The sequence below is a fragment of the Streptomyces cucumeris genome (genome assembly GCF_024295805.1).
In the GTDB taxonomy this organism is placed as follows: Bacteria; Actinomycetota; Actinomycetes; order Streptomycetales; family Streptomycetaceae; genus Streptomyces; species Streptomyces cucumeris.
Genome location: NZ_JANCLX010000018.1, coordinates 118,232 through 136,413, shown reverse-complemented (window position 1 = coordinate 136,413; position 18,182 = coordinate 118,232). Strand labels below are relative to the sequence as shown.

The following is an 18,182-nucleotide window of genomic DNA, read 5'->3' as shown; positions in this document are numbered from 1 at the left end:
GTGAGCGGAGTGTGAATCAGGGTTGCACCGTGCGTAAGCGCCGGACCCCCGCTCCCCTCACCCACTAGGTTGATCCGCGCGCTGTCCGCAGCGGAGATCCGATCATGGGTGAGGGGGAGCCACGGTGCGCTCAGGGGAGGAAGTCGGTGGGCGGTACCGGCTCGGGAAGCAACCCATGCGCGGCGGGATGGGCGAGGTCTGGCCCGCGTACGACAAGGAGTTGGGCCGCCGGGTGGTGCTGAAGCGCACCGTGCTCGAGGACGGCGGCGCCCTCGCCTTCGACCGGTTACGGGCCGAGGCCCGGGCACTGGCCCGGTTCAGTCATCCGCATGTCGTCACCCTGTACGACGCGGTCCGCACGGGCAGGCGCAACCGCCCCACCTCGTGGCTGGTGCTGGAGTTCGTACGCGGCGGGAGCCTGGACACATGGCCGCCGGTGCCGCCCGGGCTCGCCGCCCGTGTCGGCACACAGATCGCGGACGCACTCGCCGTCCTGCATCGTGAGGGCATCGTGCACTGCGACATCAAGCCGGGGAACATCGTGGTCACCGAGGGCGGCTCGGCCAAGCTGACCGACTTCGGCACCGCCTACCGGCACGGTGGCCGGAAGTCCATCACCCCGAACACCGCGGTCGGCTACACCCCCGCCTATGCCGCGCCCGAGGTCGTACGGGGCCGTCCCGAACCCGTGTCCGATGTGTTCTCGCTGGGCGCCACGCTGTACGCGCTGGTCACCGGAGGCCCTCCCGGCCGCGGCGGCGGGGATCCGCGAGCCGGAGCGCAGAGCACCGTGGCCCTGCCGGAGTCCGCCGACGGCGGGGCCGGGGTCCCCGAACCGGACAGCGACCTGGGCCCGTTGGGCGCGGTGCTCGCGGCGATGCTGTGCACCGATCCGGCCGGTCGGCCCGGCGCCGACGAGGTCCGCGCCCTGCTGGAGGACGCCGCCGGGGACATCGACGCCCTGCCCGGCCTGGCCGACCTCCGCACCGTCACCACCCTCCCGGCCACCGGCGCGGCCGACGACCACGGAGGCGACGACCACGGAGGCGGCGACCACGGGGGCGGCCGCCTGATCAGGCTCGTCCGGCAGCACCCCCGGCGTACCGCCGTCGGCGCGGCCACGGTGGCGCTCGCGGTCGCCCTTCCCCTCACCCCGCTCAATCCGTCCAACCCGTTCACCTCGGGCGGCCGCGCGGATGAGCACCGGAAGAGCGGGCCGGTGTTCGGCAACCCGGCCACGGCCGATCCGTGCGCGCTGACCGACGCCCCGGCACTGCGCCGCTACGGGGACACCGAACTCGACCGGGACTACGGCAACTTCGACCGCTGCGATGTACTGGTGACATCGGACGGGAAGGGCGTCGTGGACACGACCGTGGACTTCGATCACGGGCCGCCGCCCGAACTGACCGGCTCGGTGAAGTCGGTCGGGAACGTCAGGATCATCAAGGACCGGCCCGACGGCGAGACCTGTGAACGGACACTGGTCGTCTCCGGGGAGGACGACTCCTTCGTACGGGTGGCCGCGAAACAGGTCGAGTCCGGCCGTGCGCCGCTGTGCGCCATCGCCGACACAGCCACCGACACCGCGGTGGCGGCGCTCAACCGGGGAGGGATCGCCCGTCGTTCACCGGAGCTCCCCGCCACCTCGCTGGCCCGGAAGCACGCCTGTGAGCTGCTGGATCCCGCCGCCCTGGAGGTCGTCCCCGGTATCGACGCGGACGACCCGGACGTCGGGTACGCGGGGTGGGACTGCGACTGGTCCAGCAGTACCCGGGACCTCTCGGTGGATCTGCGGTTCGACCGCGGCCGGCCACTGGACGGCGAGGACGGCACCCCGGCTCTGTTCCGCGGCTACCACGCGTTCGTCGAACCGGAGGGGGACGGCGACGGGACCTGTCTGGCCCGGCTGGTGTACCGCTCCTACGTGGACGAGAACGGTGAGAAGGCGGTCGAGACGCTCCACCTGGTGGTGGCCGGGGAGTCCGCCCCGGACGAACTGTGCGCCACGGCCCGGCAGCTGACCCGCTCGGCCGCCGCGGCACTGCGCCCGGCCTGACACCGCCACGGATCCGATCGCCAAGGAGAGCCAGGATGAACCACCCCCGGAGCCTCGCCCACGGTGTCACTCCCTCCCGGCCGGGCACCCTGCACGCCCGTTCGGTCACCGGCGGTCTCGCGGTGGCACCACGGCCGGGTGCGACCATCCGCTTCGGCCGCGGCGGTGAGCCGGAGGTCGATCTGCGCGTCGGCGAGGACGACCTGCGGGTCAGCCGCCGCCACGGCGAACTGAGCTACCACGATCGCCAGTGGTGGCTGCGGAACACCGGACAGCAGCTGCTGCGGCTGCCCCGGGGCCGGATGATGCACACCAGCACCGAGCCCTACCCGCTCGCCACCGGGTACACCCCGCTGTTCGTCCAGGGTTCGGGACCCCGGGAACACCTGGTCGAGTTATATGTGACCGACCACGGCGACGAGGGAATGGTGGCCCGTCACGCAGCCATCACCGTGCCTCCCAGGCGGTGGCCGCTGGAGGAGGACGAACGGCTGGTCCTGGTGGTGCTGGGACAGCGCTACCTGCTCTACGAGACGGAGCCGCGCCCCCTGTCGTACCGGGAGGCGGCGGCCGAACTCGCCTGTGTGCGCCCGGCCGAGAAGTGGTCCAGGCGCCGGATCGAGCACAAGGTGGAGGCGGTGCGCCACCGGCTGTCCAAGGGCGGCGACTTCCCCCATCCGGTGGTGCGGGAGCAGGAGGGCGCAGGGCCGAGCGATCACACCCTCCTGCACAACCTGCTCAGGGGGCTGGTGGACTCCACGACGCTGGTACCGCCGGACCTGGAGCTGATCGAGGACGAATTCCCCGGCTGAGCCCACCGCCGCCCGGGCGCACCGCCACGGCACCGGTCTGTGCTCACAGATGCTGCACGATCATGACGCAGGTGGTGCCCGGCTCCAGAGCCCGGCAGAGGTGCGGTACATCGCCCGGGTACGACAGGTAGTCCCCGGCCGCGAGCTCCACCGGCTCGTCCTCCGGCCCGGCCAGCACCCGGCCGGTCCCGACGATCAGATGCTCGACGGTGCCCGGCATATGAGGGTCGGACTCCCGTGCGGACCCCGGCTCCACCTGCACGAGGTACACATCCCGCCGGGCGCCCGGCGGACTCGCGGAGAGCAGGGTGGCACGGTAGTCGGCCTGCTCGGAGGGCACGGAAGGGCCCTCGCCCGCACGGATCAGCTGGACGGCGGGGCGCGGCGGATCGACCAGGGCGCTGAGCGGCACATCGAGCGCCACACCGAGCGCCCACAGCGTCTCCACGCTGGGGTTCCCGGTCCCTGATTCGAGCTGGGACAGCGTGGACTTCGCGATCCCGGCGCGTTTGGCCAGCTCGGAGAGGGAGATCCCGGCCCGGGTGCGCTCGCGGCGCAGTGACGTGGCAATCCGGTCCAGGGGCAGGCGCGGCGGGGAGGCACCATCAGTCATCGTTCGCTCCAGAAGTACTTTCGTTCGCCTTGACGAACATCTTCCCACGTGTCCATTGTAGAAAACATGCGTTCGCTCTACCGAACATACGATCCCCGTCTCCTGCGGGACGTGGCCATGGTCTGTCTCGCCGACGGTGTCATCGGCGCCTCCTTCGGTGCCATCACGGTCGCCGGGGGCCTGCCCGCGTGGCTGCCCGTGGTGATGTCACTCGTCGTCTTCGCGGGCGCCGCCCAGTTCAGCGCGGTCGGCGTACTGCTGGCGGGCGGCAGTCCCCTCGCGGCGGCGGCCACCGGGCTGCTGCTCAACACCCGCACGGTGCCCTTCAGTCTGGCCCTCACCGACTCCCTCGGGTCCGGCCGCGCCGCCCGGATGCTCGGCGCGCATCTGATCACCGACGAAACGGCCGCCTTCGCCCTCGCCGAGGACGATCCGGCGCGCCGCCGGACCACGTTCCGGCTCTCCGGGCTGACCCTCTTCATCACCTGGAACCTGGGTGTGCTGGCCGGGTCACTCGTCGGGACCGCGCTGGGCGATCCCGGCGCGCTGGGCCTCGACGCCGCGTATCCGGCCGTACTGCTCGCCCTCACCGTGCCCGCTCTGCGGGATCCCCGTACCCGTCGCGCCGTGCTCACCGGCGCCGCCCTGGCGCTGGCCGCCACGCCGTTCCTGCCCCCGGGGCTGCCGGTGCTGCTCGCCCTCGCCGGAGTGCTCACCGCCGGGAGGCCGTCATGACCCTCGTCGCCGTCGCGCTGCTGGCCGTGGGGACCTACGCCTTCCGGCTGGCCGGTCCGCTGCTGCACGGCCGCTTCCAGCCCTCCGCCGACATGCGACGGCTGCTCTCGGTCGGCGCCGCTGTCCTGCTGGTCGCCCTGCTGGCCACGGCGGCCCTGACCCAGGGGCAGGGCTTCGCGGGCTGGGCCCGGCCGGCGGGTGTGCTGACGGCGGCCGTACTGGCCTGGCGGAAGGCCCCGTTCATGGTGATCGTGGCCGCGGCGGCCCTCACCACCGCGCTGCTGCGCCTGGCCGGGGTCCCGTGACGGTGCTCCGGCCGGTCGCAACGGAGCGGCGGGACGGGCCCGTTGTCGGACGCGGCTGGCAGACTGGGGCAGGACGGTGAGGAGGGGCGATGGGGCAGGCACGGCCGTCGATGCAGGAGTTGATCCAGCGGCGCCGGGGCGCGGGGTTCGTGGGGCGGCGCGGCGAACTGGACGCGTTCCGCGCCAACTTCGGCCTGCCACCGGACGACGAGCGGCACCGCTTCGTCTTCCACGTCCACGGCAACGCGGGAGTGGGCAAGTCCTGGCTGCTGCGCCAGTTCGAGCAGACCGCCCGTCAGGAGTACGGCGGCCTCACCGCCCGTGTCGACGAGTCGGCCGACGGTGTGGTCGAGGCGATGGCCGCGATCAGCACCGCGTTCGGCCGTCAGGGGCATATGTGCACCGCCCTGGACCGGAAGCTGGCCCTCTACCGGCAGCGCCGCCATGAGGCGGAGGCGATTCCGGTGGACGGCGAGTCCGTGGCACCCACCGCCGGTGGCATCACCGCGGCCCGGGCCGGGCTGGCGGGGCTGGGCCTGGTGCCCGGGGTCGGGGCGCTGGCGGGGGCGGTCGATCCGGTGTCGCTCGCCCAGGGCACCGATCGGGTACGGGCCGCGCTGAGCTCCCGCTTCCGCGACCACAAGGACGTCCAGCTGGTGCTGGACCCGGTGCAGGCCCTCACCCCGCTGCTGGTGCGGGAGGTGTCCCAGGCGGCGGCCGCGGCACCGTGGGTCGTGCTGTGCTTCGACACCTACGAGCGCACCGGTCCGCTGCTCGACCCGTGGCTGCGTACCCTGCTCACCAGCGAGCGGTACGGCTCCCTCCCCGACAACACGGTGATCGTGCTCGCCGGCCAGACCCGGCTCGACCCCGGCTGCTGGGCGGATCTCAGCGAGGTGGTCGCGGAGCTGCCGCTGGAGCCGTTCACCGACGCCGAGGCACGGCAGCTGCTCGCCGCCAAGGGCATCACCGATGAACCGGTGGTGCGCGATGTGCTGCGGCTGTCGGGCCGGTTGCCGGTGCTGGTGTCCACCCTCGCGGAGAACGCGGGTGGACCGGACGGGGTGGACGACCCCAGCGCCTCGGCCGTCGAGCGGTTCCTGAAGTGGGAGCGGGATCCGGTGCGCCGGTCCGCGGCCCTGGCGGGCGCGCTGCCGCGGCTGCTGGACGAGGACGTGTTCCGGGTGGCCCTGGACGGGAACGTCGCCCGGTCCGGGGACGAGGACGCGGCGGAGCTGTTCGGCCGGCTGCGCGCGCTGCCGTTCGTGAGCGGGCGCGCGGGGCACATCCGCTATCACGATGTGGTCCGCGCGCCCATGCTGAGGCTCCGCCGGACCAGCTCGCCCCAGCGGTGGAGCGCGGCCCACACCCGGCTCGCGGAGTCCTTCGCGCGGTGGCGGGAGACGGCCGCCGCCGATCTGGAGCCCGCGGCGGAGCCGTGGCAGCGGGAGCGATGGCTGCGGGAGCGATGGCGGGCACCGCGCCTCGAGGAGTCCTACCACCTGTTGTGCGCGCGGCCCGCGGCCGCGCTGCCGGGGGTGCTCAGGGACGGCATCGACGCGTGTGACGCGGGCCCGGAGGCCGCGCGGCCGTGGGCGCGGACCCTGCTGGAGGCGGGCGAGGACTCCGGTGACGAGACCCTGCGCGCCTGGGGGCGCGACGCGCTCGCCGCGCTGGAGGACGAACGGCGGCGCGGGATCGAGGTGATGGGCCTGCTGCTGGACCGGGCGGAGCTGGACCGCGCAGGCCGGGTCGGTGCGCTGGTCGTCCGCGGCTGGCACCGCCGCTCGGTCGAGGAGTACGACGAGGCGCTGGCCGACTTCGAGCGCGCCCTGGACCTCGACCCCGGCTGTGTACGGGCCCGTTTCGGCGGTGTGGTGGTCCATCGGGCCGCCGGGGACACCGACGGCGCGCTGGCCGCGCTGGACCGCGCGGACGCCCTGGATCCGGGCGCGGCCTGGATCGCCCGCGAGCGCGGGGAGACCTGCCGCAGGGCACGGCGGCACGAGGAGGCCCTGGAGTGGCTGGACCGCGTGGTCGAGGCCGATCCGGCGGATCCGGTGGCCTGGGGCAGCCGGGGACAGACGAAGGCGGCGCTCGGCAGAGCACAGGAGGCGCTGGCCGATTTCGACCGGGCCATCGGGCTGCGCGGGGACTATGTCTGGGCCCTGGTCCGGCGGGCGCGGCTGCGCGGTGCGGCCGGGGACGTGGCGGGGGCGCTGGAGGATCTGGACCGCGCGGAGGAGCTGGAGCCGGAGGTGGCGGGCACGGCGGGGCAGCGGGGTGAGGTCCACCGGCTGTCGGGCCGTCATGAGGAGGCCGTGGCGCAGTACGACCGTGCGCTCGCGCTCGACCCCGGGTACGCATGGGCCCTGGGCAGCCGGGCGATGGCCCTGGAGGCCCTGGGCCGACGCGCGGAGGCGCTGGCGGACCTGGAGCGCGCCGTGGCGCTGGATCCCGGCTACGCCTGGGCCGTGGCGCAGCGCGAGAGACTCCTGTCGAACGGGCCGTCAGGGACCGGCGGATGACGGCCTGTCGGTATGAGCGGGTGGCCACCGTCCCGGCCACGGTCGACGGAACCGGGCCGGCGGACCGTGGCACCGGTCCGGGCGGATCGTCACCTCCCACCACTGTCGCGGTCCGGTGGACCTGGTCGACCTGGTGGACCTGGTGGACCTGGTGGACCTGGTGGACCGGTCAATGGGCCGCCGGGGCACCGGGGCACCGTGCGTCCCACCACGCGCACCGCGTCCGCTGGATGCCGTCGTCGTGGTCCGCGACCGGGGTCACCGATCCCCGGCCGGCCGGCTGCGGACCAGGGGGAACGACCAGATCCGCTGGAGGGCGCGCAGCAGCGCCGGGCGTCGGCGCGGCCCCGACGGGCACCGCCGCGGCGCTTTCGCCGGGGCGGACACCGCCGCGGTGACCAATCGCGGGTCCCCGGTGGGACCGTACGGATCGGGCAGGGGGTCGTCCGGGTCGATGGCGGGCGGGGGCGGCGGGGTGACACCAACCGGGGCGGAGGGGCACCGGGCCGCTTCGGCCCGCATCAGTGCCCGCATGGCGGCGTGGACATCGTGAGGCATGGCTGTACTCCTGCGTGTCGGACGTCTGGCTGCTGACCGGGCAGGGCGGACCGTCCCCGCGGCCCGCGGGGCACGCGCGGGAAGCGGGTTACGGACGGCCCGGGGCCGGTCAGCAGCGCAGCACGACGCTGCGCGAGGAGAACTGGGGCACCGGCGGCTCGTCGCCGGTGTCGAGGGCGCCGGGTCCCGGGGCGCGGTCGGCGACCTGGCCGCGGACCGTGGCGAGCACCAGATGGCCGGGCGTGGACGGCATCGAGCGCGCGCCCGGTGTCGAGGTGGCACAGGTCCGTCCGATGTGGCCCGCGTGTCCGGTACGGCCGACGGGGTGCCCGTCGTCGTCCCGGACCGGGAGCGCGGCGGGCCGGGAGGCGTCCGAGGGCCGCTCCTCGGCGCGCGGCCCGGCGGGCGCCGGGGCCGGGGCCGGGGCGGGAACGCGGAGCGCACCGCAATATCCCAGGTCAGTGGGTGGAGCCTGGGAGGCGCCGAGGGACAGCAGGGTGTGCAGCAGTGTCATCGCCAACAGCACGACCACTACGGTCGCGCAGGGTCCGCGGCGGTCCGCCGAGCGGTTCGTCCTGTGGCCGTGCACCATGCGGCCTCCCTTGGCCGATCCCTCTCCAGGGAACCCCGCTCAGCGGAATCCAGCACTCCGATATCCCGGAAGTGGCCCGGCTTTCACCCGTGTCGGTGATGCACTCGAACGGACATACCGGATATTTCGAGGAGCGGTGCGATCGAGGCCGTGCGGTCGGGGCGGCGGGGAGGGAGGAACGGGGGAGGGAGGAACGGCGGAGGGGCCGGGGCTTCAGTCCAACAGCCGGGTGGGCGCGGCCTGCCGCCATGAGTCGAGGAGGATGTCCCGGAGCTCCTCGCGGTCCTCCAGCGCGGCGAGCCGGACCCGCACCCAGGCGAACCCGGCCTCGTGGTCGGCGATCCAGAACTTCTCCGGCTCGGCGAGCACGAGTTCGTCGCGCTCCTCCTTGGGGCAGCGGACGGCGATCGAGGTCTCGTCCTCCGGCAGGGTGGCGAACATCTTCCCGGCGACCCGGAACGTGGGCATGGACCAGGCGACCTTCTCCGTCGTCTCGGGCAGCGACAGAGCGATCTCGCGGACATCGTCGGACGTCGTCATGGCATGACCGTAAGGCACCCCACCGACAAGCGGGCTAGCCCGGATGGTGGAACGGGGTCGTGCTGGTCAGCGGTACGAAGCCGAGCCGCCGCAGCACCGGGCGGCTCATATCGGAGGCGTCGACCTGGAGCCAGGGACAGCCGTGTCCGGCCGCGACCCGGGCACGGAAGGCGACCAGTGAGCGGTAGACGCCCCGGCCGCGCCAGTCCGGAACCGTCCCCCCGCCCCAGAGCCCGGCGAACGGGGCGCCCGGCGTCAGCTCCAGCCGTGCCGCGCCCACCGGGCGGTCACCGGCCACGGCGAGCACCGCGACGGCGGTGTCCGGCGCCGCGGCGAGCCGGGCCAGGAGCCGGTGGCGCAGACGTCCGCCGTCGGGGCCGAAGACCCGTTCGTGCACCTGGATCACCGCCTCCACCCCGGCCGCGTCCAGCACCGGGCAGAGCCGGATGCCCTCGGGCGGACGGTGGCCGAGGTCCAGATCACCGGTGGCGGCGACCATCAGGGTCTCTTCGGGACCCGCCGTGAAACCGGCCGCCCGGAGCCGCGCGGCGAGGTCGTCCGGCCGGTCGTGCGCGTAGAGCTTCCACTCGAACTCGAGCCCCACGGCGGCGAAGTGGCGGATCTGCGCGGCGATCGCGGCATCCGCGGTGGACGGGTCCAGACCGGACCAGAGCACACCGTTCCAGTCCTCGCGGGCACCGGTCTGGCGCACCACCGCGCCCACGTGCTCGATCCGCGCGCCGGGTCCGTCGGGGAGTGCTCCCCGGCGCATCCGCCGGTCGTACAGGGCCAGTACCGCGTCACGATCCATGACGCCCATCCCAGCACCTCCCCCGGCCGCCGGGCCAACGGTTTCCGCGCGGACCGCAGCTACCCCCGCGGATCCTCGGCGGTCGCCGCGTAGCTGATGGCGATCCGGGCCCCCAGCCGCGCGTTGTTCTTGACGAGGGCGATGTTGGTGGCCAGGCTCTCCCCCTCGGTGAGCTCGACGATCCGGCCGAGCAGATAGGGGGTGGTGTCCTTGCCGGTGACACCTGCTGCCGTCATCTCGGCGAGCGCCCGCTCGATGATGCCGTCGATCCGCCCGGCGGGGATCTCATCGGCCTCCGGCACCGGGTTGGCGATGGACAGCCCCGCCGTCAGCCCCAGGTCCCACTGGGCGCGCATGATGGCGGCGATCTCCTCGGGGGAGTCGGCGCGCAGCGGGGAGGCGAAGCCGCTGACCCGGGAGTAGAAGGCGGGGAAGTCGTCCGTGCCGTAGGCGAGGACGGGCACGCCCAGGGTCTCCAGGGTCTCCAGGGTCAGCCCGATGTCGAGGATGCTCTTCACCCCGGCGCTGATGACCGCCACCGGGGTGGTGGACAGCTCGGTGAGGTCGGCGCTGATGTCGAAGGAGTGCGGCGCCCCGCGGTGCACTCCGCCGATGCCTCCGGTGACGAACACCTTGATACCGGCGAGCGACGCGATCCGCATGGTGCTCGCCACGGTGGTGGCGCCATGACCGCCGCGCGCCATCACCCGGGCCAGGTCGCGCACGCTGACCTTGCCCACCTCGGGGCTGGTGGCGAGCAGTTCCAGATCGTCCCGGCCCAGTCCGACGCGGGGCCTGCCGTGCAGTACGGCGATGGTGGCGGGGACGGCACCCTCGGCGCGGATGATCTCCTCGACCTCGGTGGCCATCTCCACGTTCTGCGGATACGGCATCCCGTGACTGATGATGGTGGACTCCAGCGCGACCACGGGACGGCCGTCCCGCAGCGCGTCCCGGACCTCCTCGCCGAGGGTGAGCCGGGGGTGAGGGCTGGTCATGGGGTCCTCCGCAGGGGGGCGTTAAGCGCGTCCTCGATCAGACGCGGGGTCAGGTCGGGTCGTACGGTGGCGGTCGTGGCCACGGTGAGCGCGGCCGCGGCGTGGCCATAGCGGGCGGCCTCGACCGGTTCGGCGCCGGTGAGCAGGGCGTGGACGAAGGCGCCGAGCATGGCGTCCCCGGCGCCGGTGACGTCGTGCACCTCCGCCGGGGCGGCGTCCAGGAAGGTGTGGCCCGCGCCGGGGGTGCTGAGCAGACTGCCGCGCTCCCCGAGCCGTACCCACACGTGCTGGACCCCGCGTTCATGGAGGGTGGCCACGGCCGCGAGCAGTGCGCGGTCGTCCCCGCCCACCGGGTGGCCGGTCAGGGCGCCGAGCTCGGCCAGGTTGGGGGTGACGGCGTACACCGGGCGCTCACCGGAGAACAGCGGCGCGAGCAGCGCCGCCTTGGGCACGCTCACCGGGTCGATCAGGGTCTGGACGCCGGTCGCGGACGCGATGTCCAGCGCGTAGGCCAGCACCTGCGGCGAGAGGTTGCCGTCGAGCACCAGCATGGCGGCGTGGCCGATCAGCTCCCGCGCGTGGTGGAGATGTCCGGGGCCGAGTCCGTCCGTGGCGGCCATGTCGGCGATGGCCACCACCAGATCGCCGTCGGCGTCGAGCACCGCCGTATAGGTGCCGGTGGGATGGGCGCTGCGGTGCACATGGTCCACCCGTACCCCGGTGGCCTGGGTCTCGCTCAGCAGCCGCTCCCCCGCCGCGTCCTGGCCGACGGCGGCGATGAGATGGGTGGGGGTGCCCAGCCGGGCCAGGTTCTCGGCGATGTTGCGGGCGACCCCGCCGGGGCTGGTGTGGGAGCGCCCGGGGTTGCTGGTGTGGTACGCGACCGGGGCGAGGCTGCGCACCTTGACGTCCACGTTGGCGCCGCCGATGACCACCACCGCGTTCTCCTGGCGCACGATGTAGCCGCGCCCCAGGATGGCGCCCTTCTTGCCCAGGTTCGACAGATGGACGTTGACCGCGGCGCGGGTGGTCCCGAGGGCGTCGGCGATGGCCTGGGGCCCGGTCAGCGGATCCCGTCGCAGCAGCGCGAGGATTTCGCGCTCCCGGCGCGTCAGCATCATGGTTCAGCAGAGTAAAGGAAATTTACCCGGATAAACAGAGTCGGGCCGACGGCGGGTACCGGCTCCGCGCCCACACCGGGCGTCAGGGGCGGCGGCGTCCGAAATAGGGGTTGTCAGCGCTCCGTTGGCCCCGGCAGGCTGACCTTCCTGTCGCGTCCGCGCGAGGACCGGGCATGCCTGTGAACGGTCCGCGGCGGCGGCCGCTCGATCCCGTGGTACGAAAGGACGTCAGGTGACCGCACAGCCCACCGGCACGAGTCTGTGGATCAGGCAGTTCCATCCCGCCCCGGATGCCGCGACGCGTCTGGTGTGTCTGCCCCACGCCGGCGGATCGGCCTCCTACTTCTTCCCCGTCTCCAAGGCGCTCTCGCCGAAGGTCGACGTCCTGGCGATCCAGTACCCGGGCCGTCAGGACCGCCGGAACGAGAAGTGCATCGACTCCATCCGCGACCTGGCCGACGCCCTGGTCCCGGAGTTGCTGCCGTGGACGGACAAGCCTCTCGCGCTGTTCGGCCACAGCATGGGGGCGACCCTCGGCTTCGAGGTCGCGCTGCGTCTGGAGCAGAAGGGCGTGGTGCCGGTGACGCTGTTCGCCTCCGGGCGCCGCGCGCCGTCCGCGCACCGCGACGAGACGGTGCACCAGCGGGACGACGAGGGTCTGATCGCCGAGGTGAAGTCGCTCAGCGGCACCGACTCCCAGCTCCTCGGCGACGACGAGATCCTGCGGATGGTGCTGCCCGCGATCCGCAGCGACTACAAGGCCGCCGAGACCTACGCCTACGTTCCGGGCCCGCGGCTGGCCGCCCCGATCCAGGCCCATGTGGGCACCAGCGACCCCAAGGCGACGGTCGACGAAGTCCGCGCCTGGAGCGAGCACACCTCGGGGGAGTTCGCCCTGCACACCTACCCCGGCGGCCACTTCTACCTGAACAGCCAGGCGTCACGGGTCATCGCCTCGATCTCCGAGACGCTGTCCCCGTCTCCGGCCTGACAGCCGTCAGCCGTGCGGGCGTCCGGCCAGCACGGTCCGGGTGTAGTCCTCGACGGTGGCGTCCAGCCCCACGTCATGGCTCGCCCGTTCGGACAGCAGCCAGCGGTGTTCCAGCAGTTCGTAGTAGATCTGCGCGGTGTCGGTCGCACCGCGCAGCTCCAGCGGGACGGCGCGGACGGTCGGCCGGAAGACATCGCGGACCCAGCGGTGGGCCAGTACCTCCGGCCGCGCGCCCAGCGGATCGCCGGGGGCGTAGTCGTCCTGGGTGGCCATCCAGGTCTCCAGGTCGTTCAGCAGACTGCGGGCCTGGTTCTCCTCCGCGTCCAGGCCGGTCAGCCGGAGCAACTGGCGCTGGTGGTGGCCCGCGTCGACGACCTTGGGCACGAAGGTGACGGTGTCCCCGTCGGGGGAACGCTCGATCTGCATCTCGGCGACGTCGAAGCCCAGGTCGTTCAGGCGCCGCACCCGCCGGTCGATGTAGTGACGCTTGGCCGCCGGATAGACCGACTGCCGGGTCAGCTCATGCCACAGCTCGGCGTACCGGTCGGCGATGGCCTGCCCGAAGAGCACCGGGTCGACCGAGGGGTGGAGCGAGCCGCTCGCCTCCAGGTCCATCAGCTCGCCCGCGATGTTCACCCGCGCCACCTCGACGTCGTACTCACGCTGTCCGGTGGTGAGCCGCGGCTGGAGCTGCCCGGTCTCGGCGTCCACCAGGTACGCGGCGTACGCACCCGCGTCCCGCCGGAAGAGGGTGTTGGACAGTGAGCAGTCACCCCACGCGAAGCCCGCGAGGTGGAGTCGCACCAGGAGGACGGCGAGCGCGTCGAGCAGCCGTTTGATGGTGCTGGGCCGCATCGTCGTCTCGAACATCGAGCGGTACGGCAGCGAGCCCACCAGATGCCGGGTGACCAGCACCGGTTCCAGCGGTTCTGCGTTCCCGCCGCGGCGTCCGGTGACCACCGCCAGCGCGTCCACCGCGGGGATCGTGAGCCGGTCCAGATCGCGCAGCAGCCCGTACTCGCGGACCGCCGCCCACTCGCCGACCTCCTTGACCGCCACCACCTCACCGCCCGCGCGGGCGAACCGGACGACGTGGCGGGAGATACCGCGGGGCAGCGAGACCAGGTGCTCCTCCGGCCACTCCTCCAGCGGGATGTGCCACGGCAGATCGAGGAGGGATGCCGGGTGCTCGGGCGAGGTGGCGGTGATCTGCAGCTCCATGACACACCAGTGTGCGGTACGGGTGTACGGGCGCGGACGGCCGTGTCAGGAGCGGCCGGCCACCGGTGGCCGCATCCCGTCGAGGATGACGCGGATGCAGCGCTCGGCCCGGGACCGGTCGTCGGGCAGGTCCAGTACCCCGGCGGCGCTGGTGGCGGCCTTGGCCAGGAACGGGATGTCGTGCCACCGCAGGTCCGCGCGGAGGGTACCCGCGCGCTGGGCGTGTTCGGTCAGCCGTCGCAGGAGCTCGAGCAGACGCCGCCGGGCGGCGGCCACCCGCGGTCCGCCGCGGTCGTCGAGGGAGGCCGTCAGGCCCGCGTTCTCACCGGTGCGCAGCGCGAGGTCGGTGAAGAAGGAGGTGAAGGCCGGCCAGTCCGCGCCCCGGTCCAGTGCCCGTTCCGCACCGGTGGTCAGTTCGCCGAGCAGATCGAGGAGGACGGCCTCCATCAGCTGACCGCGTTCGGGATAGCGGCGGTACACCGTGCCGACACCGACGCCCGCCCGGCGGGCGATCTCGTGGTAGCTGACGTCGAGGCCGTGGGCCGCGACCGCCTGGCGCGCGCCGGTGAGCACCCGGGCGGCGTTGCGCCGGGCGTCCGCGCGGGGCGGTCGCTCGGGCCGCTCTGCGGAGGGCATGTCCTCAACCCTAGACAGAATTGGACAGATTCTGTCCACATATCTACGCTGCAAAGAGGTTAAGCGGACATGATCTGTCCGCTTACGGGGGTCGATCACCGTTCGTCCCACGGGCCCCGGCCCCGTCCGCCGGAATGCCGCCGTCCATCCGAAGGGAGCCCGGCCTTGCCCCACCTCGTCGGCAACACCGCAGTGATCACCGGTGGCAGCGAGGGTCTCGGCTACGCCATCGCCGACGCGTTCGCCACGGAGGGCGCCGACCTCGTCCTGATCGCCCGCGACCAGGACGGACTCGACCGGGCCCGGCGGACCCTGTCCGCGCACGGAACCACCGTCCGCACGCTCTGCCTCGACCTGGCCGACCACGGCGCAGCCGACACGGCCGCGGAGCGCGTGCTGGAGCTGACCGACCGGGTGGACACCCTCGTCAACAACGCGGGGACGGCCCATTTCAGCCCGCTCGCCCAGACCTCCGCGAACACCTTCGACACCATGCTCCACCTCAATGTGCGGGTGCCGTTCCTGCTCGCCCAGGCGCTGCTCCCGGCGCTCACCGACGGGCGCGGCAGCATCGTCAACATCACCAGCTACTGGGCGGATTCGACGGGCACCGACCGCCCGTCCGCGGCCTACTCCGCCACCCGGGGCGCGATCAACGCGATGACCCGGGCGCTCGCCGGTGAACTGGGCCCGTCCGGGGTCCGGGTCAACGCCATCGCCCCGGGGGCGGTCCACACCACCGCGTACGAGCGCGAGCCGGACGTCCCGATGAGCCAGGAGCAGCGCGCGGAGCACGACCGGCGCACCGCCGACGCCTACCCCCTGGGCCGGATCGGGGCGCCGAGGGAGGTGGCCGCCGCGGCGGCCTTCCTCGCCTCCCCGCAGGCCGGATGGACGACCGGCACCATCATGAACGTGGACGGCGGGCTCGCGGTCCGCTAGGCCCGCCGCCCACGTCGTGCCGCTGCGGGACCCGGTCAGGACACGTCGAGCGCGGCGCCGACGATGCTGTCGGCGTCCAGACCGTGGTAGCGGTACACCGACTCCAGGTCGCCGGACTGTCCGAACCGGGTCACCCCGAGGTGGGTGGCGCGCACCTGGTTGACGCCACTGAGGAACGCCAGGGTGTGCGGATGGCCGTCGAGCACGGTGACCAGCGGTGCCGCCCGGTGCGCGGGGAAGGCCGCGTCCAGGATCCAGCTCTCGCCCTCGCCCCGGCCGGAGCGGGCCTGCACGGCGTCGAAGAGCAGCCCGGGGCTGGTCACGCAGACGACGTCGGCGGGGATGCCCTGGGCCTGGAGCCGCTCGGCCGCGAGCAGCGCCTCGGGCACCACGGCGCCCATCGCGGCGATCGTGACCGCGGGCTGCCCGGCCGAGCGCACGAGCGGATACGCCCCGGCGACGGCCTGGCGGCGACGGCGCTCACGGGCCGCCGGATCGGTGGGCACCGCGGCGAGGCTCTGGTCCACCGGGCGGGTGGAGAGCCGCAGATAGGCGGAGGTGCCGTCGGGCCGTCCGAGCCGGGCCAGCGAGGCCAGCAGCGTCCACTCCACGTCGATCGCGAAGGCGGGCTCGTAGGTGATGCAGCCGGGCTGTTCGAGCCCGACCGACGGGGTGGTCACCGACTGGTGCGCGCCGCCCTCCGGCGCCAGCGTGACCCCGGAGGGAGTGCCGACCAGGATCGACTGCCCGCCCGCGTAGATGCCGAACGACCAGGGTTCCAGGGCCCGTTCGACGAACGGGTCGTAGAGCACCCCGATGGGCAGCAGCGGCTGGCCCCAGCGGCTCCAGGTGGCGCCCAGTTCGGCCAGCAGCCCGACCAGGTTGCCCTCGGCGATGCCGAGTTCGAGGTGCTGCCCGGTGGGGCGCTCGCGCCAGTGCAGGATGGTCTCGGGGTCGTCCTCGAACCAGTCGCGGCGGTCGTCGGCCGCCGACCACACCCCGACCTTGTTGACCCAGCCGCCGAGGTTGGTGGAAGAGCTGACGTCGGGGCAGAGCGTCACGACGCGCCGCGCCGCTTCCGGTGCCGCCCGGGTGAGGTCCAGCAGGGCGCGGCCCAGCGCGGCCTGGGTGGTGGCCTTCCCCGACGGGGTGCGGCCGATATCGGTGGGCAGCTCCGGGACCGGGGTGAGGGTGACCGGTTCGCGCCGCAGCCGGGCGGCCACCCCGGCGCACAGCCGTCCCGCCGCGGAGTCCGGGTCGAAGCGCCGCCACGGATCGTCGAGCGACATGCCGGCCCGCTGCCCGAGCTCGGCCATCTGGTCGGCCGACAGCAGGGAGGAGTGGTTCTGCGGATGGCCCTCGCTGGCCAGCCCGTTCCCCTTCACCGTGTACGCGAAGATCACGGTGGGCCGGGTGTCGTCGATGGCGCCCAGCGCCTCGTCGAGCGCGCGCAGATCGTGGCCGCCGAGATTGCGGACGGCGGCGTGCAGAGTGGCGTCCTCCAGCGGCTCCAGCAGGGCGCGCAGGGCCGCGGCGTCGGGGCCGTCGCCCGGCAGCCGGGTGCGTAGCTGCTCCGGGGTGCAGCGCAGCAGCCGCTGGTACTCGGGGTTGGTCATCTCGTCGATCCGCCGCCGCAGGGCGTCCCCGCCGGGCCGGGCGAACAGCTCGCGCAGCAGCCGCCCGTACTTGACGGTGAGCACCTGCCAGCCCGCGGCCTCGAACATCCCCTGCAACCGCTTGGCGCCGATGTTGGGCACCACGCGGTCCAGCGACTGCCGGTTCACATCGACGATCCAGCAGATCTCGCCCAGCTCGCCGACCATCGGGTCGAGGATCGCCTCCCAGCAGGCTCCCTCGTCCAGCTCCGCGTCCCCGACCAGCGAGTACTGCCGTCCGGTGCCCGCGCCGCCCGCCACCGAGTCGGTGTAGCGGCGGGCCAGCGCGCCCCAGATCGGCGCGGTGGCGCCGATGCCCACCGAACCCGTGGAGTAGTCGACGGGGTCGGGGTCCTTGGACCGCGAGGGGTAGCTCTGCAGACCGCCGAACTCCCGCAGCGTGGTGAGATACCGCTCGTCCAGCTCCCCGAGCAGGTAGTTGATCGCGTGCAGCACCGGAGAGGCGTGCGGCTTCACCGACACCCGGTCCCCCGCGCGCAGCCGGTCGAACCACAGCGCCGTCATGATCGTCGTCATCGACGCGGACGACGCCTGGTGCCCGCCCACCTTCAGCCCGGTGGGGTTGGGCCGCACCCGGTTGGCGTGGTCGATGATCGCGGTGGCCAGCCAGAGCACCCGCTGCTCCACCTCGTGCAGCAGCGCGTCCCGTGCCGCGAGCGCGTCCGGGACCCCGGGCGTTCTCGCGCTGGTCTTCGTGGTCATGAGGGTCGGTCTCCTCGGCGTTCGGGCCCGTCGTGGTGGGACGGCGTATTCGTCAGGCGCGGTCTGGTGGGAATGCGCCTCGGTCGTGCGCGTCCTGGTGGGACGCGTCGTGGCCAGCGGATTCGGAGATCACCAGCGAGACGTAGTCTCCGTTCCGCCCGCGCGCTCCGCAAGGGCTGCCGGGTCCCGATCGCCCCTCGCGGCCCGCACCGCACCGTCCCGGACCGGCCACCGCTGCCGCGGCCCCCTCGACACACCCCTCCGCTTCCGGTTGCCTTCCGGACTGGAAACAGGAAACTTCGGCGATCACCTTGTCCGTCCCCCTGCGGCTGCACCACGCTG

General features: G+C 73.3%; 17 protein-coding genes. 7 read left to right on the top strand and 10 right to left on the bottom strand.

Going from position 1 to position 18,182, the window contains the following annotated elements:
* Positions 1 to 175: 175 nt before the first annotated feature.
* Together NMK44_RS42115 and NMK44_RS25150 are read left to right on the top strand one after the other, a co-directional pair.
* On the top strand, positions 176 to 2,059 hold the full coding sequence (locus tag NMK44_RS42115; RefSeq protein ID WP_302888584.1) for a serine/threonine-protein kinase: 1,884 nt from the start codon (positions 176 to 178) through the stop codon (positions 2,057 to 2,059).
* A gap of 35 nt (positions 2,060 to 2,094) precedes the next feature.
* Positions 2,095 to 2,871 (top strand): FHA domain-containing protein, encoded by a 777-nt coding sequence (locus NMK44_RS25150; protein WP_254746913.1) that lies wholly within the window; start codon positions 2,095 to 2,097, stop codon positions 2,869 to 2,871.
* Positions 2,872 to 2,914: 43 nt separating this feature from the next.
* Here NMK44_RS25150 and NMK44_RS25145 read toward each other — a convergent pair whose 3' ends face one another.
* Positions 2,915 to 3,484: a helix-turn-helix domain-containing protein gene (locus NMK44_RS25145; RefSeq protein WP_254746912.1), complete on the bottom strand. Its 570-nt coding sequence runs from the start codon at positions 3,482 to 3,484 to the stop codon at positions 2,915 to 2,917.
* 66 nt (positions 3,485 to 3,550) lie between these two features.
* Here NMK44_RS25145 and NMK44_RS25140 point away from each other — a divergent pair, with 66 nt between their 5' ends.
* The 3 genes from NMK44_RS25140 (at position 3,551) to NMK44_RS25130 (ending at position 7,052) form a co-directional block, all read left to right on the top strand.
* Positions 3,551 to 4,219, top strand: a complete 669-nt coding sequence (locus tag NMK44_RS25140; protein ID WP_254746910.1) for an AzlC family ABC transporter permease — start codon at positions 3,551 to 3,553, stop codon at positions 4,217 to 4,219.
* The gene (locus NMK44_RS25135; protein ID WP_254746909.1) at positions 4,216 to 4,524 is read left to right on the top strand and encodes an AzlD domain-containing protein; all 309 of its coding nucleotides are present in this window, start codon (positions 4,216 to 4,218) and stop codon (positions 4,522 to 4,524) included. Before NMK44_RS25140 ends, NMK44_RS25135 begins: the two co-directional genes overlap by 4 nt.
* Before the next feature lie 89 nt (positions 4,525 to 4,613).
* Complete coding sequence (locus NMK44_RS25130) at positions 4,614 to 7,052, top strand: tetratricopeptide repeat protein (protein WP_254746907.1); 2,439 nt, start codon at positions 4,614 to 4,616, stop codon at positions 7,050 to 7,052.
* 258 nt (positions 7,053 to 7,310) lie between these two features.
* Here NMK44_RS25130 and NMK44_RS25125 read toward each other — a convergent pair whose 3' ends face one another.
* The 6 genes from NMK44_RS25125 to NMK44_RS25100 form a co-directional block, all read right to left on the bottom strand.
* The gene (locus tag NMK44_RS25125) at positions 7,311 to 7,610 is read right to left on the bottom strand and encodes a hypothetical protein (RefSeq protein ID WP_254746905.1); all 300 of its coding nucleotides are present in this window, start codon (positions 7,608 to 7,610) and stop codon (positions 7,311 to 7,313) included.
* A gap of 109 nt (positions 7,611 to 7,719) precedes the next feature.
* Entirely contained in the window at positions 7,720 to 8,202 is a 483-nt protein-coding gene (locus tag NMK44_RS25120) for a hypothetical protein (RefSeq protein WP_254746903.1), read from the bottom strand.
* 213 nt (positions 8,203 to 8,415) lie between these two features.
* The gene (locus tag NMK44_RS25115; RefSeq protein WP_254746901.1) at positions 8,416 to 8,742 is read right to left on the bottom strand and encodes an MmcQ/YjbR family DNA-binding protein; all 327 of its coding nucleotides are present in this window, start codon (positions 8,740 to 8,742) and stop codon (positions 8,416 to 8,418) included.
* A gap of 34 nt (positions 8,743 to 8,776) precedes the next feature.
* Positions 8,777 to 9,553 carry a GNAT family N-acetyltransferase gene (locus NMK44_RS25110; RefSeq protein ID WP_254746953.1) on the bottom strand — a complete coding sequence of 259 codons (777 nt, stop codon included), beginning with the start codon at positions 9,551 to 9,553 and terminating at the stop codon, positions 8,777 to 8,779.
* A 59-nt stretch (positions 9,554 to 9,612) separates the two neighbouring features.
* Positions 9,613 to 10,551, bottom strand: coding sequence for a pseudouridine-5'-phosphate glycosidase (locus NMK44_RS25105; protein WP_254746899.1), 939 nt, complete (start codon positions 10,549 to 10,551; stop codon positions 9,613 to 9,615).
* The gene (locus NMK44_RS25100) at positions 10,548 to 11,672 is read right to left on the bottom strand and encodes a carbohydrate kinase (RefSeq protein ID WP_254746897.1); all 1,125 of its coding nucleotides are present in this window, start codon (positions 11,670 to 11,672) and stop codon (positions 10,548 to 10,550) included. The genes NMK44_RS25105 and NMK44_RS25100 overlap by 4 nt, the downstream gene beginning before the upstream one ends.
* 232 nt (positions 11,673 to 11,904) lie before the next feature.
* Between NMK44_RS25100 and NMK44_RS25095 the strand changes: the two genes are divergently transcribed.
* Positions 11,905 to 12,663: a thioesterase II family protein gene (locus NMK44_RS25095; protein ID WP_308358529.1), complete on the top strand. Its 759-nt coding sequence runs from the start codon at positions 11,905 to 11,907 to the stop codon at positions 12,661 to 12,663.
* 6 nt (positions 12,664 to 12,669) lie between these two features.
* Here the strand turns inward: NMK44_RS25095 and NMK44_RS25090 are convergent, their stop codons facing one another.
* Both NMK44_RS25090 and NMK44_RS25085 read right to left on the bottom strand, forming a co-directional pair.
* Positions 12,670 to 13,884 (bottom strand): DUF4032 domain-containing protein, encoded by a 1,215-nt coding sequence (locus NMK44_RS25090; protein ID WP_254746886.1) that lies wholly within the window; start codon positions 13,882 to 13,884, stop codon positions 12,670 to 12,672.
* A gap of 45 nt (positions 13,885 to 13,929) precedes the next feature.
* Positions 13,930 to 14,520: a TetR/AcrR family transcriptional regulator gene (locus tag NMK44_RS25085; RefSeq protein WP_254746884.1), complete on the bottom strand. Its 591-nt coding sequence runs from the start codon at positions 14,518 to 14,520 to the stop codon at positions 13,930 to 13,932.
* A gap of 165 nt (positions 14,521 to 14,685) precedes the next feature.
* On the opposite strand from NMK44_RS25085, the gene NMK44_RS25080 reads away from it, so the two are divergent.
* Positions 14,686 to 15,462 carry an SDR family NAD(P)-dependent oxidoreductase gene (locus tag NMK44_RS25080; RefSeq protein WP_254746882.1) on the top strand — a complete coding sequence of 259 codons (777 nt, stop codon included), beginning with the start codon at positions 14,686 to 14,688 and terminating at the stop codon, positions 15,460 to 15,462.
* A gap of 35 nt (positions 15,463 to 15,497) precedes the next feature.
* Here the strand turns inward: NMK44_RS25080 and NMK44_RS25075 are convergent, their stop codons facing one another.
* The gene (locus tag NMK44_RS25075) at positions 15,498 to 17,840 is read right to left on the bottom strand and encodes a thiamine pyrophosphate-binding protein (protein WP_254746880.1); all 2,343 of its coding nucleotides are present in this window, start codon (positions 17,838 to 17,840) and stop codon (positions 15,498 to 15,500) included.
* Positions 17,841 to 18,182: the final 342 nt, after the last annotated feature.